Source organism: Amycolatopsis ultiminotia, from assembly GCF_039536925.1.
Taxonomy (GTDB): domain Bacteria; phylum Actinomycetota; class Actinomycetes; order Mycobacteriales; family Pseudonocardiaceae; genus Amycolatopsis; species Amycolatopsis ultiminotia.
The window spans coordinates 137,802-162,610 of record NZ_BAAAZN010000015.1; the positions used below are offsets into that span (position 1 = coordinate 137,802).

Below are 24,809 nucleotides of genomic sequence, written 5' to 3' on the forward strand. Positions count from 1 at the left end.
AGCAGCCTAACGACCACCCCCGACAATTCCCGCCGCGCGGGCACCGCCGGTTCAGGACACGCGCAGCAACGGTGCCCGTTCCAGCGCTTCCCGCAGGCGATCCAGCACGTCCTGCGCGGCGCCGGCCACGGTGCAGCCGGCCGCCATCCGGTGCCCGCCGCCGCCGAGTTCCGTCGCCACCGCGGACACATCGATCCCGCCCGCCGAGCGCAGCGAAATCGTCCACACCGGACCGTCCGCAGTGGACCCGGTTTCCTTCAGCACGGCCGCCACACCGGCCTCCCGGGTGCCGCGCACCACGTCGATCACCGATTCGACTTCCTCGCTCCGCACCGTCGCCGCGGCCGCGACGGGCACGACCGTGTGCACGAAACCGAGGCCCTGCGCGGCTTCCGGTTCGAGCCGGGCCTGCGCGAGCACTGCCGACAGCATCGGCAGCCAGGCGAACGGATGGTCGTCCATGATCCGCCGCGCCACCTCCGCCGGATCGACGCCTGCTTCCAGCAGCCGGGCGGCGATGCGGTGGGTGCCGGGGCTCGCCCGGCGGAAGCCGCTGGTGTCGGTGACGATCCCGGCGTACAGACAGCGCGCGGCAGGCTCGTCGAGCTCGGCACCCATCGCCTCGATGATCCGCGTGACCAGCACTGCCGTCGCCTCCGCGGTCTCGTCGACCACGTGGTGGGTGCCGTAACGGGTGTTGGTCGCGTGGTGGTCGACGACGAGCACCGAACCGGCCGTGGCCACTCGCGGTGCCAGCCTGCCCAGCCGCGCCGGGACGGGGGTGTCGAGGGCGACCAGCAGGCCGTCCGACGGCGGCAGGTCGGCAACCCGGGTCAGCAAGCCGTCCTCGTCGAGCCAGGCCAGGGTTTCCGGCGTCTCGTCCGGTTCGCCGAAGGAGACCCGCACCGCCGCCCCGCGCCGGTGCAGCACATGGCCGAGGGCCAGCGCGCTGCCGAGCGCGTCCGCGTCCGGGCGTACGTGCCCGAGCAGAGTCACGTCTGTTGCCTCGGCCAGCAGCACGGCGGCGGCCTCGATGTCCTGCACCAGAGAAGCTGTCACAGTGCGTCACGCTACGCTCTGCGGGATGCCTGAGTACGCGATCCTCGTTCTTCCCTCCGCCAACCGCGTGTACGCCGCGTCGTCACCGGCGCTGCTGCGCGCCGAGCTGGCGGTGTTCGGCGCGGCCGGACTGCGCGCCACCGTGTCCGACATCGGGGAGGCCGAGCTGGGCGGCGTGAGCTACGTGCGGTTCTCCTGCGCCGAGCCACTGGACGAAGCCGACCTCACGCTGCTGTCGAACTTGTCGTCGCTGTACGCGCTCTTCGAACTGCGCGACGGGTTGCTGGCTCCGGTACCCGTGCGACCGCTCGCGGAGACGGACTCGGACCTGCTCACCATCCAGAAGTACCCGGGCAAGACCAACGAGCAGTTCACCAAGCTGCTGCTCAATCTCACCCTGCTCGCCACCTCGGCACCCGGGGACTGGCCGGGACGGCCACAGCACCTGCTCGATCCGCTGTGCGGCCGCGGGACCACGCTGAACCAGGCGATGATGTACGGCTTCGACGCGACCGGACTCGACGTCGACAGCCGCGATTTCGAGGCCTACGAACAGTTCCTGAAGACCTGGCTGCGCACGAAGCGGGTGAAGCACACGGCCGACTCCGGCCAGCTGCGTCGCAACAAGGTGCGCCTGGGCCGTCGCCTCGACGTCGAGTACGCCTTCGACAAGGACGACTACAAGGCCGGACGGACCCGCCGGGTCAGCTACTTCAACGCCGATACCCTCACCACCGACGAACTGCTTCGCCCGGCTTCGGTGGATCTCGTGGTCACCGACGCCCCGTACGGCGTGCAACACGGCAGCCACCGCGACGCGGGGCTCGCCCGCAGCCCGCGCGACCTCCTCGCCGCCGCGGTTCCGGTGTGGACTCGCGTTCTGCGCCCTGGCGGTGCGATGGGGATTTCGTGGAACACGCATGTGCTGCCGCGAGAAGAGCTGACGGCGATCCTGACGCACGCCGGTCTGCAGGTGCGCGAAGGTGGCCCGTACGAGGAACTCGCGCACCGGGTGGACCAGGCGATCGTGCGGGATCTCGTGGTGGCGGCGAAACCGGCCTGAGCCCCCGCGCACCCCGCGGCTGGAGCACTGCCCGGTATCGCGCCGACCTGCCGGTCCCCGTACGCAGCGCCTGACGACACTGTCCGGCGTACGCGTCCTGCTACGGCGACCACCGGGTAGGCAGGTCCGGGCACGGCGGACCGCCGGGTCAGCAATCCAAATACGGCAACCACCAGGCACGCAGCTCCGGACACGGCCGACCGCAGGGGTAAGCGGTCCGGTTACGCCGACCGCCAGGCGGGCGGGCCCGGACACGGCCGACCGCAGGGTCAGCAGTCCGGTTACGCCGACCGCCAGGGCGGGCCCGGTTGCGGCGACCGTCGGGTAAACGATCCGGATACCGCGGACCACCAGGCACGCAGCTCCGGACACGGCCGACCACAGGGTCAGCGGTCCGGTTAAGGTCGGCCGCCGGGTGGGCGGGGCATGCGGGGGCGGCGGACCCAGCGCGGCGGGGCGCCCGGAGCAGGCGGCGACGAGCGCCGCGGCACCACCAGACAGCGTGCCGCGCCGGGTGACCTCGGGCCCCAGTTGCCGTCCGTCAGCCCCTGGTCTCCTCTTCTGCGGGTTCCTCGTCGTCCTCCGCGGTGCGCGGTGGCTTGTACGGGTCCGCTTCTCCCGCGGGCGAGGCACCGGTTGCCCGGCGGGCCACCTCCGCGTCGGCCTCGCGGGCCTTCGCCAGCAGTTCCTCGATGCGGCGGGCGTCGTCCGGGATGCTGTCGGCGACGAAGGTCAGCGTCGGGGTGTAGCGGACGCCGGTACCCTGTCCCACCTTGGTGCGCAGGACTCCGCGGGCGGCCTCGAGGGCGGCCGCGGCGCTCGCGAAGTCGGGTGCGGCTTCGAGGCTTTCGCCGAGCACCGTGTAGTACACCGTGGCGTCGTGCAGATCCGCGGTCACGCGGGCGTCGGTGATGGTCACCGCACCCAGCCTCGGGTCCTTGACGTCGTGTTCGATCGCCGAGGCCACGATCTGCGAGATCCGCTTGGCGAGCTTGCGGGCCCGAGCGGGATCGGCCATGGCTGAGGTCTCCTTCTTCGAAATCCCTAGTTCTCATCGTCCGGGCCGAGCAGCCGGCGGCGCGCCGAGAGCAGCGCGAGCTCCGGCCGCGAGGCCACGAACCGCTCACACGAGTCGAGCACGTCCCGGACGTGCTCGCCACCGGCAGCCACCGCGGCGACCCCGATCAGGGCACGCCGATGCCGGTCCAGATACCCGGCCTCGGCAACCGACACCGCGAACCGCTTCCGCAGTTCGGCCACCACCGGCCGAACCACAGACCGCTTCTCCTTCAACGAATGCACATCGTCGAGCAGCAGATCGAGCTCGAGAGCTCCGACGAACATGGTGACCCTCCGAGCCAACCGCGACGACCGCCGGGGGTCCAGGGGGCTTGCCCCCTGGCGGGGGTTTGGGGGTTCGACCCCCAAGAGACACCGCGAAGGAGGAAGAGGCGAGCACAGCCTGCGAGCACGCCTCTTCCTCCGACGAGCACTCTCCGACTAGCCGCTATGCACGCGGCTTCTCCCGCTGTTCGTAGGTCTCAACCACGTCGTCGACCTTGATGTCGCTGTACGAGCCCAGCGTGAGACCGCACTCGTACCCTTCCCTGACCTCGACCGCGTCGTCCTTGAACCGCCGCAGCGAGCTGATCGGCAGGTTCTGCGCGACGACGGCACCGTCGCGCAGGAGGCGGGCCTTGGCGTTGCGCCGGATCTCCCCGGACATCACCAGGCAACCGGCGATCGTGCCGAACTTGGAGGACTTGAAGACCTCGCGCACCTCGGCGCGGCCCAGTTCGACCTCTTCGTACTCCGGCTTGAGCATGCCCTTGAGGGCCTGCTCGATCTCCTCGATCGCCTGGTAGATGACCGTGTAGTAGCGCACGTCGACGCCCTCGCGGGTGGCCCGCTCGGTTGCCTTGCCCTGCGCACGGACGTTGAACCCGAGCACGATCGCGTCGGACGCGGTCGCCAGGTCGATGTCCGATTCGGTCACTCCACCGACACCGCGGTGCACCACGTTCAGCTCGACGTCGTCGCCGACGTCCAGCTGCAGCAGCGCCGCCTCGAGCGCCTCGACGGTACCCGAGTTGTCACCCTTGATGATCAGGTTGAGGCTGCTCGTCTCCTTCAGGGCGGAGTCGAGGTCCTCGAGGCTGACCCGCTTGCGCCGCGCCGCGTTGAGCGCGTTGCGGGTGCGGGCCGACCGGCGCTCGGCGATCTGCCTCGCGACGCGGTCCTCGTCGACCACCAGGAAGGTGTCGCCCGCACCCGGCACCGAGGTGAACCCGATGACCTGGACCGGACGCGAGGGCGTTGCCTCGGTGACGTCCTCGTTGTACTCGTCGACCATCCGGCGCACGCGGCCGTAGGCGTCGCCCGCCACGACCGAATCGCCGACGTGCAGCGTGCCGCGCTGCACCAGCACGGTGGCCACCGGGCCGCGGCCGCGGTCGAGGTGTGCCTCGATCGCGACGCCCTGTGCCTCCATGTCCGGGTTGGCCCGCAGGTCCAGTGCGGCGTCCGCGGTCAGCAGGATCGCTTCCAGCAGGCCCTCGATGTTGATGTTCTCGCGTGCGGAGATCTCCACGAACATCGTGTCGCCGCCGTACTCCTCGGCGATCAGGCCGTACTCGGTGAGCTGCTGCCGGATCTTGTCCGGGTTCGCGCCCTCCTTGTCGATCTTGTTGATCGCCACCACGATCGGCGCCTTCGCCGCCTGCGCGTGGTTGATCGCCTCGACCGTCTGCGGCATGACGCCGTCGTCGGCCGCGACCACGAGCACCGCGATGTCCGAGGAGCTCGCACCACGCGCACGCATGGCGGTGAACGACTCGTGACCGGGGGTGTCGATGAAGGTGATCAGCCGCGGGTTGCCCTCGAGCTCGGTCTCGACCTGGTAGGCACCGATGTGCTGGGTGATGCCGCCGGCCTCGCCCTCGCGCACCTTCGTCTTCCGGATCGTGTCCAGCAGCCGGGTCTTACCGTGGTCGACGTGACCCATCACGGTCACGACCGGCGGCCGGACCTGCAGGTCCTCCTCGTCACCGGCGTTCTCGCCGTAGGTGATGTCGAAGGTCTCCAGCAGTTCGCGGTCCTCCTCCTCGGGCGAGACGACCTGAACCGTGTAGTTCATTTCGCCGCCGAGCAGCTCGAGGATGTCGTCCGACACCGACTGCGTCGCGGTGACCATCTCGCCGAGGTGGAACAGCACCTGCACCAGCGAAGCCGGGTTGGCGTCGATCTTCTCGGCGAAGTCGGTCAGCGAGGCACCGCGCGGCAGCCGGATCGTCTCGCCCTGCCCCTTGGGCAGGCGGACGCCGCCGACGCTGGGCGCCTGCATGTTGTCCATGTACTCCTGGCGCTTCTGCCGCTTCGACTTGCGGCCCCTGCGCGAGGGTCCACCGGGGCGGCCGAAGGCACCCGCGGTACCACCACGGCCACCGGGTCCACCGCGACCGCCGCCACCGCGGAAGCCGCCGCCACCGGCAGGGGCACCGCCGCCACCACCGGGACGGAAACCGCCGCCGCCACCGCCGCCACCGGGACGGAAGCCGCCACCGCCGCCACCGCCGCCGGGACCACCGCGGAAACCGCCGCCACCGCCGCCGGGGCGACCGCCGCCGCCACCACCGGGACGACCGCCACCGCCGCCACCGGGACCGCCACGGCCGCCGGCCGGACCGGCCGGACGGGCGCGGCCCGGCATCATGCCGGGGTTCGGCCGGGGAGGCATGTTGCCGGGGCTGGGCCGGTTGCCGCCCGCACCACCGCCGGGACGCGGGGCCGGACGGTCGGCGCCGCCGGAACCACCGGGACGCGGCCGGGTGTCGCCACCCTGCCCCGGTCCGGGACGCGAGGACGGCGGACGCGGGGCCGGGGAACCGGAACCGACGCCGAACGGGTTGTTGCCGACCCGCGGCGTGCGCGGACCGGGCTTCGGACCGCCGGGCTTGGGGCCCTGCGGCTTCGGGGGCACGACCGAACCGCCGGGGTTCGCGTCGGCCGGGTTCGAGGCAGGCGCCGGGGCCGGCTTCGACGGGGCCGGTCCGGACTGCGCGGCCGGGGCCTGTTCGGCCGGGGACGGCGTGGCCGGCCGGGGGCCGGGACGCGGGCCGGGGCGAGCGCCCGGTCCGGCCGGCTTGGCCGCCTGCGGAGCGGGCTTCGCGGCGGGCTCGGCCGGGGTGGCCGACGCCGCCGGTGCCTGCGTCGTGTCCTGCTGCGGCGCAGGCGTGCGCGCCGCAGCGGGAGGCGGGGCCGGGGCGGGCGGCGGCACCGGCCGCGGTCCCGGCGTGGGTCCGGACTTCTTCCCGCCCTTGGCGGGGTACGCGTCCCGCAGCCGCCGGGCGACCGGCGCCTCGACGGTGGACGACGCGGACTTCACGAACTCGCCCTGCTCCTTGAGCTTCGCGAGAACTTCCTTGCTGGTGATGCCGAGCTCCTTCGCGAGCTCGTGTACACGGGCCTTGCCTGGCACAGCTCTCCTCATCTAGGGGAGGCCAGGCGGTGGGACCCGCTGACCTCGTCCTTATCGTCGCGCGTTCATGGCTTCAGCTTCACGGCTGACTCATGACGGGTCGACCTGCTTCCTTGTTCCCACGGCCCCGGGGAGGTCCCGGAGCCGATGTCCGCGGTGAACGCCGGATGCTCGCGCAGGCCGGCGGCCTCGAGCGTGCCCGTGGCCCGAAGGGCCCGGGGGAACGCCCGTTTCCGCTCGGCCCGGGACAGACAGCCCGGTCCGGGATGCAGCCAAGCTCCCCGGCCCGGCAGCCGCCGACGTTCGTCGAGGACCAGCCGTCCGTCCACCGCGACCACGCGCAGCAGTTCACCGATCAGTGCCCGCTGCCGGCAACCGATACACGTACGTACCGGGAAAGACCGGTCACGCTGGTGCTCGGCTGTGCTGACGCTTGCCCGCCGCGGGCGCTGAACCACTGTCGAGTCTAGCGCCTGCGTCTTCACTCGGAAGAACCGGTGGCCGCGGCGGGCCGCACCGGACCGGCGTGGTCTTGCTCACCTTGCGGCTCGCCGGGCGCGGCATCACTGCGGATGTCGATCCGCCAGCCGGTGAGCCGGGCCGCGAGCCGGGCGTTCTGGCCCTCCTTGCCGATGGCGAGCGAGAGCTGGAAGTCCGGCACGACGACGCGGGCGGTCTTCGCCCGCTCGTCCACGACCGTGACCGACACAACCTTCGACGGCGACAGCGCATTCCCGACGAACCTGGCCGGATCCTCCGACCAGTCGATGATGTCGATCTTCTCGCCGGCCAGCTCGCTCATCACGTTGCGCACCCGCGCGCCCATCGGGCCGATGCAGGCGCCCTTGGCGTTCACCCCGGCGACCGTGGAGCGCACCGCGATCTTGGACCGGTGCCCCGGTTCGCGGGCGACCGCGGCGATCTCGACCGTGCCGTCGGCGATTTCCGGGACCTCGAGCGCGAACAGCTTGCGCACCAGGTTCGGATGCGAGCGCGACAGCATGATCTGCGGGCCGCGGTTGCTGCGGGACACGCCGACCACGAACGCCTTGACCCTGGTGCCGTGCTCGTAGGACTCCCCCGCGACCTGCTCGGCCTGCGGGAGCACACCCTCGGTGTCCCCGACCTGGACCACGACCATGCCGCGCGCGTTGGCCCGCGTGTCGCGCTGCACCACGCCCGCGACGATCTCGCCCTCCTTGGCGGAGAACTCGCCGAAGGTCTTCTCGTGCTCGGCGTCGCGCAGCCGCTGCAGGATGACCTGGCGGGCGGTGGTGGCCGCGATCCGGCCGAAGCCCTCCGGGGTGTCGTCCCACTCCTCGTCGACCTCGCCTTCCGGCGTGAGGGTGTGCGCGAGCACCCGGACCAGCCCGGTCTTGCGGTCGATGTCGATGCGGGCGTGCGGCTGGTGCCCGTCGGTGTGCTTGTACGCGGTGAGCAGCGCCGTCTCGATCGCCTCGATCACCGTGTCGAAGGGGATGTCCTTGTCCCGCTCGATCGTCCGCAGTGCGGCGATGTCCACGTTCACTTCTGCTCCTCCCCCTGGGTTTCCGCCTCGGTCCGGCCGGGCTCCTGCGCGGTCAGCAGTTTCAGCTCGTCGGCGGGCGGCTGTTTGAACTCGACCTCCACGACCGCCTTCGCGACCGACTGGTAGGACACGTCCTTCAGCCGGCCGTCGGCCAGCACCCGCACGCTCCGGTCGCCCGCGGGCCCGACCCGCGCGACGTACTCGGCGCCTTCGGCAGGGGTGATCCGCACCAGCCGGAACCGCGCGCGCCGCCAGTGCCTCGGCTGGGTGAGCGGCCGGTCGAGTCCCGGCGAGGTGACCTCGAGCGTGTAGGCGCTCGCCAGCACGTGCTCGTTCTCGTCGAGCGCCGCCGATACCGTGCGGCTGACCTCGGCGACCTCGTCCAGCCCGACCCCGTCGTCGGAATCGACGACGACCTTCACCAGCTGACGGCGGCCTGCCTGCTGCACCTCGAGCGAGTCGAGGTCGAAACCCGCGGTCGTGACGGCTGCGGCCACTATCGGCTCCAACCGGCTGGCGAGTTCGTTGGGCACGTGGAGCACTCCTGTTCGGCCGAGGTGACACGGGCTGGTCACGACTGTGGTCGGTGAGGGACCAGCTTATCCTGCGCCCCCGCCGGGACGCGCGAGCGGCAGCGCCGTGGGCGGGCCTGGCAGGATGGTCCGCCGTGACCGCAACACCGACCGACCTCTCCCGGCGTGCCGTGCTGCGCCTGGGTGCCCTGAGCGCCGTCGCCGCCGCGGGGCTCACCGCCTGCTCCGGCGGCTACGACCAGGACCCCGATCCGCTCGCGCCGCTGCTGGCCGCCGCGGACGCCGGCGCCGCCGCGGCCCGGCAGCTGGCCGGCGGCTCCGGCGGGGCCACCGCGGGCGAGCTCGCGGACGCCCGCGCGGCGCAGGCGAGCGCGCTCAAAGCCGAGGTGGACCGGCTGAACCGGCCGAAGGCGAACGCCGCCCCCGCACCCGCCCCTGCCGACCTGGCCGGGTTCAAGCAGCGGCTGGCGTCGGCCCGGGTCCAGGCGGAGAGCCTCGTCCCCCAATTGCCCGCCTACCGGGCCGGGCTGGTCGCGGCCGTCGCGGCCGGCTGCGCGAGCCTGCAGCGGCTCGCCCCGTCGCTCGGACCAGGCGACGACGCGAAGCCGATCGCGGCGCCGTCCGGCACCGTGCCCGAGGAAGCGGTCGACCCCCTGCAGAAGGCACTGGCCACCGAACACGCCGCACTGTGGGTGTACGGGCTGGTCACGGCGTTCCTGCCGGGCGATTTCGGCGACGCGCTGAAAGCCGGACGTGCCGAGCACACTGCTCGCCGCGACGTCGTCACGCAGATGATCACCGCGGCGAAGGGCACTCCGGTCGCTCCCGAAGCGGCGTACGTGCCGCCGAAGCCGGTCACGGACACCGCGTCCGCGGCCGCGCTGGTGGCGAGCGCCGAAGCGGATTCGGCAGCCGCCTGGCAGGGCGTCATCACCCGCACGGATGACAGCGGATTGCGTACCGTGGCGGCGCAGGCGCTGGTGGCCGCCGCCCGTCGCGGCACGCCGTGGCGCCAGGAAGCGGGCGAGAAGCCGACCGCGATCGCGATGCCCGGCCAGGCCTCCTGACGCTCAGCGCTGCTTGGCCGAGAGCTTCAGCGCGTCCTTCGCGATGCGCTGCAGCTTGGCCGGATCCTTGTGCCCGGCGTAGAAGTCGGCGAGCACGATGGTCACGTCGGTCCCGGTGACCTCCGATGCGTACTCGGCGTCGGCGCTGCTGAGCTTCGGCGCCCCGGCGGCGTGGTAGGTGCCGTCCCGCACGAGGTCGCTCACGTTGCCGGTGCCGTCCTGGTCGGTCAGCTGCTTGAGCGAAACGGCCTGTGCGGCGGTGGGCATGGTGACCAGTGCCACCGAAACGAGTGTCTTGGCGGTGCCGGACTGCACGGTGTACAGGGCGCGCGACAGCGAGGTGCACGGGTTGCCCTGGAAGTACTTCTGCGCACCCGAGTACGAGTTCGCCGCGCAGTCGGTGGCCTTCACCGGGCCTTCGGCGAGTTTGAAGGCGAATTCCGAGCTCGCCGAGGGCGGCTGGGCGGCCGGCTCCGCCGGCGTGCTGTCGTGCCGGATCAGGTACCAGACCAGCCCGGCCACGACGGCGATCACGACCAGGCCCGCACCGCGCAGCAGCGGGGTGCGGGGGTCCCGGGGAGGCGGACCGGGCGGCGGGCCCGGCCGGGCGGGCACCGCCGCGAGCGGAGCCGTGTCCGAGGGACTGGCGGGGTATTGCGGGTTGGCCACGGGCACATACGGTAGTTCACCGCTGCCGGCCCGCTCAGCCGAATGCACGGAGAACCCGTTTGACGTCGTCAGGCCCGTTGTAGAGGTGGAAACCGACGCGCACCCGGCCGTCGCGCACACTCGCCACGACGCCGGTCTCGGCGATCCGCGCGGCGTCGGCCTCCAGCGCCACGATCGCGCTCCCCTGCGGTGGCTGTCCGAGCTCGGTGCGCAGGGTGTCGGCGAGGGCGACATTGTGGTCACGCACCGCCGCGAGGTCCAGCTTGCCCAGGTAGTCCAGTGCTTCGGCAGCTCCGGTGTGCGCCAGCCAGACGGGCGAGAGGTCGAACGCGCGCGCGTCCGCGGCCAGCCGCAGCGGCATTCCGTACACAGTGGACCAGGGGTCGTCGCCCGCGTACCAGTTCGCGGCGACCGGCCGGGTCCGCTCGTGTGCGCGCGGGTGCACGGCGAGCCAGGCGCAGCCGCGGGGCGAGAACAGCCATTTGTAGCCAGCGCAGACGATCCAGTCGGCCCACGCGACGTCGAGCGGGAGCCATCCGGCGGCCTGGGTGACATCGATCAGGACCGGCACCCCGGCCGCCTCGGAAGCGGCCCGCAGCGCGGCCGCGTCGAGGATCGCGCCGTCGGCGGACTGCACGAGGCTCACCGCCACCAGGTCGTGGCCGGCCACCTGCCGGTGCAGGTCATCGAGCGGTACCTCGGTGACCTCGCCACGCTGCGCGAACGGGAACGTGACACTGGTGAACTCGCGGCCGGCGGTCAGCACCCGCGCCCCCGGCCGCAGCCCGGCGGCGACGCAGGCGACCAGCTGGGACACCGATGCGCCGATCGCGACCCGTTCGGCAGGCACCCCGGCCAGCCGGGCGAACCCCTGGCGCGACCGCGTGACGACGTCGTCGAACCCGCCCGGGGTGTCCTGCCCACCTCGCCACCGCCGTACCGCCCGCTCGACCGCGTCCGCCACCGGCGCGGGCGGTACCCCGATGCTGGGCGTGTTGAGATATCCGGCGGGCGCGGCGAACTCGGCTCCGAAGGCAAGCATGGCGCCGACATTACCGGGGCACGGCACGGTATTACCGGGACGCGGCAGCGCATTCCGGCAGCCGCGCAGTCAGCTCACCCGTGCTCCGGCAGCAGCTCAGTCACGGCACCGTAGGACGGCGGCTGCAGGGGAAGCGGCCCGTCGTCTCGTACCGCGTCCACGGTCGCCACCGCCGCGGCCAGCGCGACCCGGTACGGCGTGGATCCCAGGCTCACCCGCGCGACCCCGAGGGAAGCCAGGCCCGAGAGGGTGACTTTGCCCGGCAGGTACAGCACATTCACCGGCACCTCCGCCGCGGCCACGATCGCCGACACGTCCTCCGGCGAGGCGATCCCCGGCACGAAGACCCCGTCCGCACCGGCGTTCGCGTACGCGCGGGCTCGATCGGCGGCGTCCGCCGTCGTACCGGCGCCCAGCCAATGCGTGTCGGTGCGGGCGTTGAGGAACACCGACGGCACCCTCTCCCGCACGGTCCGCAGCAGGGCGCACTGGACGTCTGCCGGTGCGAGGGTGCCGTCGGCGCGGCCGTCCTCCAGGTTCACCCCCGCCACCCCGGCTTCGGCAAGTTCCGCGACCAGGTCCGCCACCTCGGCCGGATCGGCGCTGAAGCCGTCCGCGAGGTCGACGCTGACCAGCACGTCCAGCGGCGCGAGGCGCCGTGCGAGCAAGACCGTCGCCGCGCGCGTACCCGGTGCTCCGTCGGCGAATCCGGCGGCCGCGGACACCCCCAGGCTGGTCGTCCCGACGGCCGGATACCCGGCTGCGGCGAGTGCGGCGGCCAGGCCGAACTCCCAGACGTTCGGCAACAACAACGGCCGGCCCGGTACATGCAGAGAAGCGAAGGTCATCCGGCGAACCTACCGCCGCGACACTTCCACCACGGTGGAAGTGTCGATCAGCCGCCTCCGCTGCTCGCCGCGGCGATCCGGGCGGCGCGCAGGCTGCGGACCAGCTTCCGCAGCACCGGGACCATCGGACCGGCGCGCTCGGCCAGTTCGTCCAGCCGCGCCGAGTACCGGCGCGTGGTACGCCGTCGCACGCCGATCTGCGCGGCCGCGGCGAGCGAGACCAGCGCGGCATCCGAAGCGTCTACTTCGGACAGTGGAGCGGTCAGCGCGGCAGTCGCCCGCTCGTGCACCGCCTGTACCCGCGTCAGGTCGTCGGCGACCAGTACCTTCCGCTGCAGCAGCGCGGTGGTCTGCTCGCTCAGCAGCCCGGCCGCGGACATCTGGAGTTCCAGTGACCGCAAGGTGTCCATGGCGTCGCGCCGCAGCAGGGCACGCCACGACCACGGCCCGCGTTCGGCCGCCTCGGTGAGCAGATCGTCGAGCACCAGGTCGCCGGTCGGGCCGAGACCGGTCGATTCGGCGTGCCCGCCGGTGTCACGGAGCCGGTCCCGCAGCACGAGATCGGTGGCCGCCGCCGCGCGGATCAGCAGCGCGGTACCGCGGCGGTTGCGGATCCGGCCCCGGTCCGGATCGCACGCCAGCAGGTAGGCACCCGCGGGCAGGGAAAGCGTCATTGTGTCTTCACCTCGGGCCAGATCGTTTCCCAGGACTGTTTCCGCCCAGTGCACAGCCACATGAGCCCCGGCGCCACTTCGGTCACCGAGGAGAAGTACCGGCGCAGCGCCTCCGGTTCGTCGCCGACGTAGAGCACGTTCCGCGCCGATTCCGGCGGCCGGTCGAAGTACCAGTACCCCCGGTGTCCACTATAGACGTCGTCGATGCCGTACTGCGCACCGTAATACTCCACGGCCGAGGCGAACGGATAGATCCCGGCGAACACCGCGGTCTGCCGTCGCACCGGTTCCGGCAGCGACCGGTAGGTCTGCCCGACCCCGCCGGCCAGCTGCTGTTCCACCGTCTCCCCCGCGGCGAACGTCGTGCCGAGCGGGATCGGCCCGAACGACGTCGCCTGCACCGAAGACGGCCAGACCGGCAGCCCGGCCGCGGTGATCACCGCGGAGACCGCGAACGCGAGCCAGGCCGGGATCTTCCACCAGCACACCAGGTTCCGCCGGGACAGTTCGGTTGCGGCCGCGGCGAACGGCAACGCGTAAAGACTCGTCAGGTAGTACGACCGCCCGTGCGTGAGCACCACGACGAGGACCACGAGCAGCAGCGCGACCGCGAGGTACCGGTACGGCTTCAGCTCCGCCGATCGCAGCAGCCGCCACACGCCGTAGAGCAGGGCCAGTACGCCGATCCCGATGCCGGCGCCGAGCAGCCCGTCCCGCGCGAAGGCGAGGTACCCGGGGAACTCGGCCGCGACCACGTTCCCCATCTGCGCATACGGCCAGCCGTGCGTGGCCTGCCAGACCAGCGCCGGAATCGTCACCACCACCGCGATCGCCGCGCCCAGCCACAGTTTCGGCCGGCCGGGCAGCTGCCGCGGGCCGAGCACCAGCGCGGACACCAGCACCGCGCCCCACAACGCCGGGATGAGGAACTTCGTCTCCAGTGACACCGCGGTGACCACCCCGGCCCAGACCAGCAACCCGTCACGCCGGGTGCGGGTCCAGCGGACCAGGAGGAACACCACGAGCGTCCAGAAGACCGGGTCCAGCCCGTAGGTGGCGACCCAGTGGCTGATGATCACCAGCCCGGACGTCGCGTACGCCCCGGCCGCCATCACCTGCGCCCCGCGTCCGCCACCCAGTTCACGGGCGATCAGCGCGGTCACCACCGCACCCGCGGCGGCAGCGATCGCCATCGGCAGCCGGAACGCGAGCAGCGAACCGGGGAACCAGCGCTCCAGCGTGCCTGCCAGCAGCGGGACGAGCGGTGGCTGGTCGAAATACCCCCAGGTCAAGTGATCTCGACCGGCCACGAGGAAATACAACTCGTCGAACCCGTGTGCGTAGCGCACGCTCGTGGCCACCAGCACCGCGGCGAGGCACACCGCGACCGCCAGTACCGGTACCCGCGCGAACGGTGGGGTGTCCCCGGTTTCGGTGCCGGTGGCTGTCTGGCTCGTCATGGTGCTCAGTCCACCGCGCCGGAACGGGCGCGGGTAAGCGTGATCAGTAGCCCTCCGGCGCGACGAAAGTGAGTGCCGAGGCGCGGCGCCGCAACTTTCGTCGACGTCCGCTACCCGGGTGATGCGCTCTGCGCCACGATCGGCCGTCCGAGCCGTTACCGTGGCCTGATGACCGGACCCGCGGGCAGGAGCGGCCTCTGGCGGCAGCCGTCCGACGGGGTCTGGCTGACGGCGAGCTCCCTGCTGTTCATCGGCATCGACGTCGGCCTGTTCCTCGCCGCCGGTCCGACGACCGGGTTCCTCGGCCCGTACGCCGCGCTGACCCTGATGGTCGCCTGCGATCTGGCGCTGCTGTTCCTGTTCCGGTTCCCGAATCCGGTCGCCGGGCTGCTCGTCGCGGCGGCGCTGGCGATGCTTGCCTCCGATCTGTTCGCGCCGGGACTGCTGCTCCCGGTCGAGAAGCCGACGCTGATGACCGTGCCCACGATCACCCCGGTGGTGCTGAGCCAGCTGGCGCGGCTGCTGGACCGGCGACGGCTGCTGTGGATCGCCGGGCTTCTCGCGCTGCTGGCCGCCCGGCCGTGGGACCCGGCGTGGAACACGACCCCGTTCGGGCTGCTGAGCACCGCGCTGCCGGTGGCGATCTCGCTGTACTTCGAGGCGCGCAAGCAGCTGCTGCGGTCCTTGCGCGACCGGGCCGAACGCGCCGAACGCGAACAGCACCTGCTCGCCGAACGGGCCCGCGCGGCCGAACGCCGTCGTCTGGCGGGCGAGATGCACGACGTGGTGACCCATCGGCTGAGCCTGATGGTGCTGCACGCGGGCGCGCTCGGCGTGACCTCCGCCGATCAGCAGGTCCGCTCCGCGGCCGAGAACATCCGGCGGGAGGGCGCGCACGCCCTCGACGAACTGCGTGACCTCGTCGGCGTGCTGCGGGACAACTCCACCGGCGAACCGAAGGCACCGAACCCGCCGCCGGCCGGGGATGTGGCCGACCTGGTCGCGGAGTCCACCGCGGTCGGCATCGGCACCGAGCTTTCCGTGCGCGGTGATCCGGCCGTGGTGTCGCCGACCGTCGCGCGCACGGCGTACCGCGTGGTGCAGGAAGCGCTGACCAACGTGCGCAAGCACGCACCGGGCTCGTCGGCCACCGTCTCGCTGCACTACCACCCGGGCGGGCTGGAGGTGTGCGTGGCCGATACGGGCGCGGTCGGTCCGCCGGATCCGGCGCTGGCCGGCAGCGGCTCGGGTGCCGGGCTGAACGGGCTGCGCCAACGGGTCGAACTTGTCGGCGGGACCTTCGAAGCGGGCGCCGCGCCGGGCGGCGGGTTCCGGATCGGTGCGATACTGCCCGCCTACGTCCCGACCACGGAAGGTGCTGCCCGGTGATCACGGTCGTGGTGGCCGACGACGAGCCGATGGTGTGCGCGCACCTGCGCACCATCCTGGGTTCGTCCGGCGACATCGAGGTGGTCGCGCAGGCCCAGGACGGTGCCGAAGCGGTGGAGGCGGTGGTCCGGCACCGTCCCGCGGTGGTGCTGATGGATCTGCGGATGCCGGGTGTCGACGGGCTGGCCGCAATCGAGCGCATCGCCGCACTGCCGGAACCGCCCGCGATGGTCGCGCTGACGACGTTCGACGCGGATACGTACGTGATCCGCGCGCTGCGTGCCGGAGCCTCGGGCTTCCTCGTGAAGTCGACCCCGCCGGAGGACCTGATCGGCCTGGTCCGGGTCGCCGCCGACGGGCACACCGTGCTGTCGCCTTCGGCGGCCCGCCGGCTGGTCACGCTGTCCTCGGACACCCGTGAACGCAGCGACGACGCCCGCCGCCGCACCGCCTGCCTGACCGAACGCGAACGAGACGTGCTGTCCGGCCTCGGCGAAGGACTGTCCAATGCGGACATCGCGAACAAGCTGCACCTGGCCGAGGCGACGGTGAAGAGCTACGTGTCGCGGATGCTGGTCAAACTCGGCTGCACCAACCGCACCCAGGCCGGCCTCCTCGCCCACGAGGCCGGCCTGGTCGGCTGAACGAGACGGACACCACGGCCGACCCGGCGCGGGATCGCGCGGGAGGCAGCGAACCTCCGGCGGCGGGTAGAACCCCGCCCTCGCCCGCCGGCCGCCGGGCGGGGGCGGCGGCCGCCGACGTTGGCGGTCGGTGGTGGTCGGTGGCGGTGATTGGCGGTCGGTGGCGGCGATCGGTGGCGGTGGTCGGTCGTCGTTGGCGGTCGGTGGTGGTGATCGGTCGTCGGTGGCGGCGGTCGGTCGTCGGTGGCGATCGGTGGTGGTCGGTGGCGGTGGTCGGTCGTTGGTCGTTGGTGGCGAGCGGCCCTTGGACTCGTCGGTTTCCCTGCGGCAAAGCCGAATACGCAGCTGTCCCCGGGTGAATCCGGGGACCGCGCTCAGCCGTCATCGGGCTTCCGGTTCGCGGCGAGCAGTTCGCGGGCGACGGTCCTGGCGGCCAGGTGCCGGGTTTCGTCGGTGCCGCCCAGCTGGGGAGCTCTGGCGGCGGCCATGGTCAGCGCGCTCAGTGCCAGACGGGCGCGCATGCGGCTTTCCACGTCCGCACCCGGGGCAAGCAGCTGCGCGATCTCGTCGAGCCGGCTCAGCACCTCCGCCGCGGCGGGCAAGCCTTGCAGCGCGTGTTCGTTCACCCGCGCGCACACCAGCACTGCACCGTCCGCACCGGACAGCAGTGTGGCGAATCGGTCCAGCGCCGCACGCCGGGTCCGCCACGGCGCCGGGGCCGGGCGGAGCCGCCCGGTGAGGTCGTCGAGTTCGGGCACCAGCCGGTCGTAGGCGCTCGTGAGCAGGTCTTCCTTACTGCGGAAGTGGTGGTAGAGCGCGGGCCGGGTGATGCCGAGCCGGTCCGCGACCTGGGCCAGGGTGGTCCGCTCGTAGCCGTGGGTGGTGAACATCTCCAGTGCGGTCGCGTGGATGCGGGCCCTGGTGCCGGTGCGCCTGCCGTCCGCCGTGGGTGCCATGCCACCCAGGATAGCTGACTTACACGTAAGTAAGGTACTTTGGCCGGTATGGACACCGAACAACTCTCCGGACGCCGGGTCCTGGTGACCGGCGGAAGCCGCGGACTGGGCGAAGCCACCGTGCGCCGGTTCGCCGCCGCGGGCGCCACGGTCCTGGCCGCCTCACGCTCCGAGCCACCCGACGACCTGCCTGCCACCTTCGTACCGGCCGATCTCTCCACCGAGGAAGGCGCCGCGCACCTCGCCCGCGAGGTCACCGAGCGCGTCGGCGGCATCGACATCCTGGTCGACAACGCCGGTGCGGCCTCGGCTCCGGCGAGCACACTCGAACGGCCCGGCTCCTCCTGGACGGCCGATCTCGAGATCAACCTGCTCAGCGCGGTCCGGCTCGACCAGCACCTCGTGCCCGGGATGACCGAGCGCGGAGACGGCGTCGTCGTGCACGTTTCCTCGATCGCTTCGCACTTCCCGCGGCCCGGCCAGACGTCCTACGCAGCGGCCAAGGCCGCACTCAACGCCTACAGCCGTGCACTGGCCGCAGAAGTCGGCCCGCAAGGCGTGCGGGTGGTCTGCGTGCTGCCCGGGTTCATCCCCACCCCCGGCGCGCTCGCGCACCACCGGGAAATGGCCGAAAACCGGGGCGTCAGCCTGGAGCAGGTGCACCGCGACCTGGCCACCACGCTCGACGTGCCGATGGCCCGCCCCGGCACACCGGAGGACGCGGCCGAACTCATCGCATTCCTCGCCTCCGCCCGCGCCGGCTGGCTGACCGGGGCGCAATTCCGGGTGGACGGCGGAATCCTCCCGACCGTCTGACCGCCGGTTATCGGAGCAAGGTCCCGAGCCGCTGGGCCGCAGCCACCACGAGTGCGCCGAGCCCGGCCGCGTCCGTGGCCTCGAACAGCGACAGCCCGATGCTCGTGGCCGGTGCCTCGCGGCCGGCCGGGACCACTGCGGAGATCCCGGTGATACCCGGGGCGATTTCCCCGCTCGACACGGCATAACCACGGCCGCGGGCGCGGGTGACCTCCTCCCGTTCCCCGGCTGACGGCGGTTCGGCGGCGAGCATCGCGAGACCCGCCGAACCGCGGCCGATCGGATCGAGCTGACCGCTGCGGAACGACACGTGCATCCGCGCCTGTCTCGGTTCCACGATCATCAGCATCCGTACCTGCTCGGCGTTCTCGCGCACGACCAGGTGCGCTGACGCACCCCCGGCGTCGGACAGTTCTTCCAGCACCGGCCGCGCGAGCGTGCGCAGGTCCTGTTCCACCGGCTCGGCCAGCCGCACCAGCCCGGTGCCGAGCGAAATCCGCTTGAACCGGTCGCGCCGGCACAGATGGTGCACCTCCAGCGTGCGCACCAGCCGGTGCGCGACCGTGCGGTGCACCCCGATGCCTTCGGCGATCTCGGTGAGCGTGAGCCCGCGCGGGTGATCCACGAGCAACTCCAGCACCTGCAACCCGTGGTGCAACGTCTTCGACTGACCGCCGGACGGCACGGGCACTTCGGTCTCGGACACACCACTCCCTTGACTACGACTCGACGCGCGACCTACTGTTTCTTTATATCGCACGGTGCGTGCGAATATAGCACGCGCACCAGAACGGGACAACGGAGGTTCCGGAAATGGCGGAGAGCCCACGCGACGACGCGAAGGTCACTGCCGGGGACACTGCGGCCGAGGAAACTGTGGACAACTCCGCCCGAACCGTTCCGACCACGGGCATCGCACACCCCGCCAAAGACACTGTGGACAACTCCGCAAGGAAAGTTCCAGCCAAGGCGATCGCACACCCCGCCAAAGACACTGTGGACAACTCCGCAAGGAAAGTTCCAGCCAAGGCGATCGCACACCCCGCCAAAGACACTGTGGACAACTCCGCCGGGAACGTTCCGGCTGCGGACGGCGCGGAGGTTTCCGTCGCGGACATCGCGGCCGTGCACCAGCTGTACGGACGACAGAGTCACGCAATCGACTCCGGCCGGGCCGTCGCCTGGGCCGCCACCTTTACACCGGACGGGCAGTTCCATTCGCCCAGCTACCCGGAGCCGGCCACCGGAGCCGTCGAACTCACCGCGTTCGCCGGGCGGTTCCACGCCGGCTGTGTCGAGTCCGGGGAACAGCTGCGGCATGTGGTGTCCACAGTGGAAGTCCGAACCGGACAGTCGCAGGACACCCTGCACGCACGGGCCTACCTGCAGATCGTGGGAACCCCTGCCGGGGGCGTCCCGCGGCTGCACCGGATCACCGTGCTGGACGACGAACTGGCCCGCACCACCGGCGGTTGGCGCGTACGCCGCCGCACCGTGCGTCGCGACGGCTGAATTCACCGAAAGAGGAGCACCATGAACAATCCCGAGCCCACCGGCCCCGGCCGGGTGCTGCACCGGCAGATGACCGCGCACTACCCGGAACTGCCGGGCAAGGTCGCCGTGGTCACCGGCGCGGCCCGCGGGATGGGCGCGCAGTTCGCCGCCGGCCTCGCCACCCGCGGGGTACACGTGGTGGCAGGCGATCTCGACTCCGCCGCGATGAGCGCCACCGCGGACGAGCTCGGCGCCGCACTCGCCGCGGAATCGGTCGCGGACAAGCCCGGCCGGATCGCGGCGTACGCACTCGACGTCACCCGCGCCGAGGACCACGAAGTGCTGGCGCGGCGGGCGATCGACGAGTTCGGCCGGATCGACTTCTGGATCAACAATGCCGGCATCTTCCCGTTCGCCGAGGTCCCGGACATCACGCCGGAGCAGATCCGCGCGACGCTTTCGGTGAACGTGGAAGGGGTGCTCTTCGGCGCGCAGGCCGCCGCCGCGCACATGCAACCGGGCAGCGCGATCGTGAACATGGCGTCGGTTTCCGCAGTCCGGGTCCGGAAAGGACGGGCGGCGTACTGCAGTTCCAAGGCCGCCGTCGCGCACCTCACCGAATCGCTCGCGGTCGAACTGGGCGACCGGGGCATCCGGGTCAACGCCATCGCGCCGGGCTACATCGACACCGAGATGACGCGCTGGATCCAGGACGACGCACCGGCACTGGAAACGGCGCTGGCCGCGGTCCCGCTGCACCGGATCGGCTCGCCGGAGGAGGTGTTCGGCGCCCTGCTGTTCCTGCTTTCCGACAGCGCGCGATACGTCACCGGGCACAGTCTCGCCGTCGACGGCGGTTCCCGGCATGTCTGAAACCGTCGAAGCCGTGCGCTACCCCGGCGTCGTGCTCGTCACCGGGGCGGCGAACGGGATGGGCAGGCAACACGCACGCGCCCTCGGCGAACGCGGAGTGCACGTATGCGTGGCGGATCTCGCCGGCGGCGACGAGGTCGCCGCCGAGATCACCGCGGCAGGCGGCCGGGCGACCGCCTACCGGCTCGACGTCACCGACCCAGCACAGTGGACGGACGTCGCCGATCGGATCCGTTCGGCACACGGGCAGCTGGGCGGGCTGGTGAACAACGCGGGCATCTCACGGCGGCTGGAATTCCTCGACACCACCACCGAGGTCTGGGACCAGGTGCTCGCGGTCAACCTGTCCGGGCCGTTTCACGGGATGCGCGTGCTCGCACCGCTGATGCGTGACTCCGGCGGTGGTTCGATCGTGAACATCTCCTCGATCTCCGGGCAGATCGGCTACTTCTCCCCCGCCTACTCGTCCGGCAAATGGGGATTGACCGGGCTGTCGAAGTCCGCCGCCGGCAATTTCGCGCGCTGGGGCATCCGGGTCAACTCCGTCCACCCTGGACTCGTGGACACCGGGTTGCTCGCCGGCGCCGACGCCTTCGTCCAGTCCTGCATGGACAGCGTCCCGATGGGCCGGATGGCCACCCCGCGGGAAATCACCGACGCAGTGCTGTTCCTGCTGTCGGACCGCTCCGGCTACCTGACCGGGAGCGAGGTCACCGTCGACGGCGGCCTCGTCTCCAACGGGCTCTACCACCGCATCGTCGCGGACGCCGGAGGTGACCTCGGATGAGCACGGACGACGAACAGGCCGACGTCGTGGTGATCGGCGGCGGTGGCGCGGGACTGGCCGCCGCGGTGTCCGCAGCCGAGCACGGTGCTTCGGTGCTGCTGTTCGAGGCGGAACAGGAACTCGGCGGTTCCACGCAACTGTCCGCCGGCATGCTGACCGCCGCAGGGACCAGCGTGCAGGCCGCGCTCGGCGTCGAGGACACCCCGCAACGGTTCTTCCAGCACTACCTCGATCTCAACCACTGGCAGCTGAAACCCGGTCTGGTGCGGGCTTTCTGCACGCAGGCGGGTGCGGCCGTGGAATGGCTGATCGGGCTCGGTGCGGAAATCCCGGCGAAGCTCTCGCACGACGCGCACACCCCGGGTCTGACCCGCGCGGGCGTCGAGGACGTCTGGCGTGGGCACGTACCCAAGGACCAGGGTTACGGGCTGGTGCAAGTCCTCGGCCGCGCCGCGCGGCGAGCCGGGGTGGAGACCGTGCTGAACACCCGCGTCGAACGGCTGCTGGTCGAACCGGGCCGGGTGGCCGGCGTGGTCGCCGACGGTATCGAGGTGCGCGCGGGCGCGGTGGTGGTGACCAGCGGCGGTTTCGCCCGGGATCCGGCACTGCGCAGCCGGTACTACCCGGATGCCGACGCGGCGGGCGAGGATCTCTTCGTCGTCGCCGCACCGGGTTCGCGAGGCGACCATTTCGCCTTCGGCGCGCAGGTGCACGCCTCGATCACCGGCGACGGCCGGGGTCTGCTGCTGCCCACGGCGTACTTCCAGCGCCTGCACCATTGGCAGTCCGGCTTCCCGCCGCGCTCCCGGGTGCTGGTCAACGCGCACGGCCGCCGGTTCATGGACGAGGATGCCTCCTACGCCGTGTCCAGCGGGATCATCTCCGCACAGGACGGTCCGGTGTGGATGGTCTTCGACGACCTGGCCCGGCGTTGTCTGCCGCCGGGTTATGCGCACTGGGATGCCGAGCACGTCCGGTCCGAAGCGGACGCCGGCCGCACGCTGCGTGCGGACTCACTGGACGAACTCGCCGGGAAGATGGCGGTGCCCGCGTCCGCGCTGCAGGCCACTGTGGACCGCTGGAACACGCAACTTCCGGCCGGCCGCGGAGATCCCGAGTTCCTCCGGCACGAAACCCTTGCCGCCAAGGGTGTCACCGAGCCACCCGACGAAATTGCCACCGCGCCGTTCTACGCCGCGCGCACCCTGCCCGCCGAACTGGTCTGCACGCACGCCGGTCTCGAAATCGACGCAGGCGCGGCGGTGCTCGACGCACTCGGCGACCGCGTGCCAGGGCTGTTCGCCGCCGGCGAGGCCGGCGCCGGAGTGCTCGGGCTGCGCTATGTGGGCGGCGGCAACGCCGTCGCGAACGCTGTCACCATGGGCCGGATCGCCGGCCGCGCCGCCGCGGGCTGACCCGCGTCCCGGACTTCACCCACCGCCCGAGGAGAACCCCATGTCCGTTCCCACCGGAGTACCGGCCGCCGGCACGGCGGATCCGGCGCCGGCCCGCCGCATCGTCGGCAAGGTCGGGGCCCGCATCATGCCGCTGATCGGCCTGCTGTACGTGTTCAACTACATGGACCGGGCCAACATCGGCTACGCCCAGCTCGGCATGGCCACCGAACTGACCATCACCGCAGCCACCTTCGGCGTCGCGTCCGCGATCTTCTTCCTTGCCTACGTGGTGTTCGAAGTACCGAGCAACATGATCATGAAGAAGGTCGGCGCCCGGCTGTGGCTCAGCCGGATCGCGGTCAGCTGGGGCATCGTGACCGTGCTGACCGGGTTCGTGGCGAACGTGACCCACCTGATCATCGCGCGGATCCTGCTCGGCATCGCCGAGGCCGGGCTGTTCCCGGGGCTGCTGCTGTACCTCACGTTCTGGTTCCGCGGCCGCGAACGCGGCCGGGCGATCGCCACGCTCGCCCTCGCCCAGCCGATCGCGCTGATCCTGGGCAGCCTGTTCGGCGGCTGGATCCTCGACCACGTGCACTGGTTCGGGATGAGCAGCTGGCAGTGGGTGTTCATCCTGCAGGGCGCGCCCGCGGTACTGATCGGCATCGCCGCCTTCCGGTGGCTGCCGGACAAACCGGCGGACGCGAAGTTCCTCAGCCGGCAGGAGAGCGCGTGGCTGCAGGCGGAGATCGACCGCGAATACGTGCCGGAGGAGAAGGAGACCTTCCTCGGCCAGCTGCGCGCGATCCGCAACGGCACGGTGCTGCACCTGGCGGTGTCGAACCTGTTCATCGCGTGCGGGCTGTACGGGCTGACCTTCTTCCTGCCGCTGATCGTCAAGCAGCTGGACCCGAAGTACTCGGCCACCAACATCGGCCTGCTCGGCGCAATCCCGTACCTGGTGGGCGCGGTCGGCATGCTGGTGCTGGCCCGCAGTTCCGATCGAACCGGCGAACGGAAGGGGCACGTCATCGCACTGGTGCTGGTGGCCGCGCTCGGGTTCTTCGGCGCGATCCAGTTCAAGTCGGTGCCGGTGATGTCGCTGATCAGCCTTTCGCTCGCGGCGATCGGGGTGCTCGGCTACCTCGCGCCGTACTGGGCGATGGCGGCCCGCGTGCTGTCGAAGGAGCACACCGCGGTCGGGCTGGCCGCAATCAACTCCATCGCCGCGCTGGGCGGATTCTTCGGGCCGTACGCGATCGGGCTGGCGGCCACCGATTCGGACGTCACGATCGGGCTGTACTTCCCGATCGGCTGCCTGATCGTGTCCGCGATCATGCTGGCGTTCCTGAAGGTGCCGCGCGAGGCCGGCACGCGAGGTGCAGTAAAGTAGTTTCGACTTTGACTTTCCGCCTCGCCGGTTTAGGGTGCCGATCATGCAGGAGCCCGCCCGGCCGGATCCGGATTCGCTCGACTTCTGGTCGTTCATCGCACTGGCCAACCACCGGCTGTCGCAGGAGTACGGCTTCCGCCACCAGCTGGCCACCCAGGTGCTGCTCACGCTGAACCGGGCGTCGAACGTGGTGACCTACGACCTGGAGGCGGCCGTGCACCGGCCGCGCGGGCGGTCGTGGTCGGCGTTCCGGGTGCTGTTCGTGGTGTGGCTGGCGGGCCCGCTCGAGCCGTCGGCCGCGGCGCGGCTGGCCGGGATGAGCCGTGCCGCGGTGTCGAACCTGGCCAAGACGCTGGTCGCGGACGGACTGCTGGCCCGCACCCCCGGTGAGCACGACGGCCGGTCCGTGCAGCTGTCGCTGACCGGGTCCGGACACCGCGAGATGGTCGAGGTCTTCGCCGCGCAGAACGAGCGCGAGGCGGGCTGGGTGGAGGTGCTCACCGAGGCCGAGCAGCGGGTACTGGTGCTGCTGCTGGACAAGCTCATCACCGCGCGGGCGGGGTTCGAGACCCGGCACTGAGCTCCGGCACCCGGGTGCGCCGTCCGCGGCCCTTCCCTGCACCGGCGGGCTGAGCTACGC

At 71.6% G+C, this 24,809-nt stretch carries 25 protein-coding genes; 11 read left to right on the plus strand and 14 right to left on the minus strand.

Going from position 1 to position 24,809, the window contains the following annotated elements:
* Window positions 1-51: 51 nt before the first annotated feature.
* Entirely contained in the window at window positions 52-1,059 is a 1,008-nt protein-coding gene (locus tag ABD793_RS29865; RefSeq protein ID WP_344865978.1) for a DHH family phosphoesterase, read from the minus strand.
* Between the two features lie 25 nt (window positions 1,060-1,084).
* On the opposite strand from ABD793_RS29865, the gene ABD793_RS29870 reads away from it, so the two are divergent.
* A complete protein-coding gene (locus ABD793_RS29870) occupies window positions 1,085-2,122 on the plus strand; it encodes a TRM11 family SAM-dependent methyltransferase (protein ID WP_344865980.1) in 1,038 nt (345 codons plus the stop codon).
* A gap of 541 nt (window positions 2,123-2,663) precedes the next feature.
* Here ABD793_RS29870 and rbfA read toward each other — a convergent pair.
* From rbfA to rimP, 6 genes are all read right to left on the minus strand, one after another.
* Complete coding sequence (gene rbfA, locus ABD793_RS29875; protein ID WP_344865982.1) at window positions 2,664-3,140, minus strand: 30S ribosome-binding factor RbfA; 477 nt, start codon at window positions 3,138-3,140, stop codon at window positions 2,664-2,666.
* 26 nt (window positions 3,141-3,166) lie between these two features.
* Window positions 3,167-3,466, minus strand: coding sequence for a DUF503 domain-containing protein (locus ABD793_RS29880; RefSeq protein ID WP_344865984.1), 300 nt, complete (start codon window positions 3,464-3,466; stop codon window positions 3,167-3,169).
* 163 nt (window positions 3,467-3,629) lie between these two features.
* Window positions 3,630-6,599: a translation initiation factor IF-2 gene (gene infB / locus ABD793_RS29885; protein WP_344866184.1), complete on the minus strand. Its 2,970-nt coding sequence runs from the start codon at window positions 6,597-6,599 to the stop codon at window positions 3,630-3,632.
* 65 nt (window positions 6,600-6,664) lie between these two features.
* The gene (locus ABD793_RS29890; RefSeq protein WP_425548793.1) at window positions 6,665-7,084 is read right to left on the minus strand and encodes a YlxR family protein; all 420 of its coding nucleotides are present in this window, start codon (window positions 7,082-7,084) and stop codon (window positions 6,665-6,667) included.
* The gene (nusA, locus tag ABD793_RS29895) at window positions 7,081-8,127 is read right to left on the minus strand and encodes a transcription termination factor NusA (protein WP_344865986.1); all 1,047 of its coding nucleotides are present in this window, start codon (window positions 8,125-8,127) and stop codon (window positions 7,081-7,083) included. Before nusA ends, ABD793_RS29890 begins: the two co-directional genes overlap by 4 nt.
* Entirely contained in the window at window positions 8,124-8,660 is a 537-nt protein-coding gene (gene rimP, locus ABD793_RS29900) for a ribosome maturation factor RimP (protein ID WP_344865988.1), read from the minus strand. Before rimP ends, nusA begins: the two co-directional genes overlap by 4 nt.
* Window positions 8,661-8,794: 134 nt before the next feature.
* Here rimP and ABD793_RS29905 point away from each other — a divergent pair, with 134 nt between their 5' ends.
* The gene (locus tag ABD793_RS29905; protein WP_344865990.1) at window positions 8,795-9,727 is read left to right on the plus strand and encodes a ferritin-like domain-containing protein; all 933 of its coding nucleotides are present in this window, start codon (window positions 8,795-8,797) and stop codon (window positions 9,725-9,727) included.
* Window positions 9,728-9,730: 3 nt separating this feature from the next.
* On the opposite strand, the gene ABD793_RS29910 is transcribed toward ABD793_RS29905, so the two are convergent.
* The 5 genes from ABD793_RS29910 to ABD793_RS29930 all read right to left on the minus strand — a co-directional run bounded on the left by ABD793_RS29910 (window position 9,731) and on the right by ABD793_RS29930 (window position 14,420).
* Entirely contained in the window at window positions 9,731-10,396 is a 666-nt protein-coding gene (locus ABD793_RS29910; protein ID WP_344865992.1) for a hypothetical protein, read from the minus strand.
* A 34-nt stretch (window positions 10,397-10,430) separates the two neighbouring features.
* A complete protein-coding gene (locus ABD793_RS29915) occupies window positions 10,431-11,438 on the minus strand; it encodes an aminotransferase class V-fold PLP-dependent enzyme (RefSeq protein WP_344865994.1) in 1,008 nt (335 codons plus the stop codon).
* A gap of 74 nt (window positions 11,439-11,512) precedes the next feature.
* Window positions 11,513-12,286 (minus strand): isocitrate lyase/PEP mutase family protein, encoded by a 774-nt coding sequence (locus tag ABD793_RS29920; protein WP_344865996.1) that lies wholly within the window; start codon window positions 12,284-12,286, stop codon window positions 11,513-11,515.
* Between the two features lie 47 nt (window positions 12,287-12,333).
* Complete coding sequence (locus tag ABD793_RS29925) at window positions 12,334-12,960, minus strand: GOLPH3/VPS74 family protein (RefSeq protein ID WP_344865998.1); 627 nt, start codon at window positions 12,958-12,960, stop codon at window positions 12,334-12,336.
* The gene (locus ABD793_RS29930) at window positions 12,957-14,420 is read right to left on the minus strand and encodes an ArnT family glycosyltransferase (protein ID WP_344866000.1); all 1,464 of its coding nucleotides are present in this window, start codon (window positions 14,418-14,420) and stop codon (window positions 12,957-12,959) included. The genes ABD793_RS29925 and ABD793_RS29930 overlap by 4 nt, the downstream gene beginning before the upstream one ends.
* Window positions 14,421-14,588: 168 nt before the next feature.
* Here ABD793_RS29930 and ABD793_RS29935 point away from each other — a divergent pair, with 168 nt between their 5' ends.
* Together ABD793_RS29935 and ABD793_RS29940 are read left to right on the plus strand one after the other, a co-directional pair.
* On the plus strand, window positions 14,589-15,809 hold the full coding sequence (locus ABD793_RS29935; protein WP_344866002.1) for a sensor histidine kinase: 1,221 nt from the start codon (window positions 14,589-14,591) through the stop codon (window positions 15,807-15,809).
* Window positions 15,806-16,453 carry a response regulator gene (locus tag ABD793_RS29940; RefSeq protein WP_344866004.1) on the plus strand — a complete coding sequence of 216 codons (648 nt, stop codon included), beginning with the start codon at window positions 15,806-15,808 and terminating at the stop codon, window positions 16,451-16,453. Before ABD793_RS29935 ends, ABD793_RS29940 begins: the two co-directional genes overlap by 4 nt.
* A 374-nt stretch (window positions 16,454-16,827) precedes the next feature.
* Here ABD793_RS29940 and ABD793_RS29945 read toward each other — a convergent pair whose 3' ends face one another.
* A complete protein-coding gene (locus ABD793_RS29945) occupies window positions 16,828-17,409 on the minus strand; it encodes a TetR/AcrR family transcriptional regulator (protein ID WP_344866006.1) in 582 nt (193 codons plus the stop codon).
* A gap of 48 nt (window positions 17,410-17,457) precedes the next feature.
* On the opposite strand from ABD793_RS29945, the gene ABD793_RS29950 reads away from it, so the two are divergent.
* On the plus strand, window positions 17,458-18,225 hold the full coding sequence (locus ABD793_RS29950) for an oxidoreductase (protein WP_344866008.1): 768 nt from the start codon (window positions 17,458-17,460) through the stop codon (window positions 18,223-18,225).
* A 7-nt stretch (window positions 18,226-18,232) separates the two neighbouring features.
* Here the strand turns inward: ABD793_RS29950 and ABD793_RS29955 are convergent, their stop codons facing one another.
* Entirely contained in the window at window positions 18,233-18,931 is a 699-nt protein-coding gene (locus ABD793_RS29955; RefSeq protein ID WP_344866010.1) for an IclR family transcriptional regulator, read from the minus strand.
* 107 nt (window positions 18,932-19,038) lie between these two features.
* Here ABD793_RS29955 and ABD793_RS29960 point away from each other — a divergent pair, with 107 nt between their 5' ends.
* The 6 genes from ABD793_RS29960 to ABD793_RS29985 are packed head-to-tail and all read left to right on the plus strand — an operon-like array spanning window position 19,039 to window position 24,749.
* Window positions 19,039-19,737 (plus strand): nuclear transport factor 2 family protein, encoded by a 699-nt coding sequence (locus tag ABD793_RS29960; RefSeq protein ID WP_344866012.1) that lies wholly within the window; start codon window positions 19,039-19,041, stop codon window positions 19,735-19,737.
* A 21-nt stretch (window positions 19,738-19,758) separates the two neighbouring features.
* Entirely contained in the window at window positions 19,759-20,592 is an 834-nt protein-coding gene (locus tag ABD793_RS29965) for an SDR family NAD(P)-dependent oxidoreductase (protein WP_344866014.1), read from the plus strand.
* Window positions 20,585-21,379: an SDR family NAD(P)-dependent oxidoreductase gene (locus ABD793_RS29970; RefSeq protein ID WP_344866016.1), complete on the plus strand. Its 795-nt coding sequence runs from the start codon at window positions 20,585-20,587 to the stop codon at window positions 21,377-21,379. The genes ABD793_RS29965 and ABD793_RS29970 overlap by 8 nt, the downstream gene beginning before the upstream one ends.
* Entirely contained in the window at window positions 21,376-22,794 is a 1,419-nt protein-coding gene (locus tag ABD793_RS29975; RefSeq protein ID WP_344866018.1) for an FAD-dependent oxidoreductase, read from the plus strand. The genes ABD793_RS29970 and ABD793_RS29975 overlap by 4 nt, the downstream gene beginning before the upstream one ends.
* Before the next feature lie 40 nt (window positions 22,795-22,834).
* Window positions 22,835-24,169, plus strand: coding sequence for an MFS transporter (locus ABD793_RS29980; protein WP_344866020.1), 1,335 nt, complete (start codon window positions 22,835-22,837; stop codon window positions 24,167-24,169).
* A gap of 43 nt (window positions 24,170-24,212) precedes the next feature.
* On the plus strand, window positions 24,213-24,749 hold the full coding sequence (locus ABD793_RS29985; RefSeq protein WP_344866022.1) for a MarR family winged helix-turn-helix transcriptional regulator: 537 nt from the start codon (window positions 24,213-24,215) through the stop codon (window positions 24,747-24,749).
* Window positions 24,750-24,809: the final 60 nt, after the last annotated feature.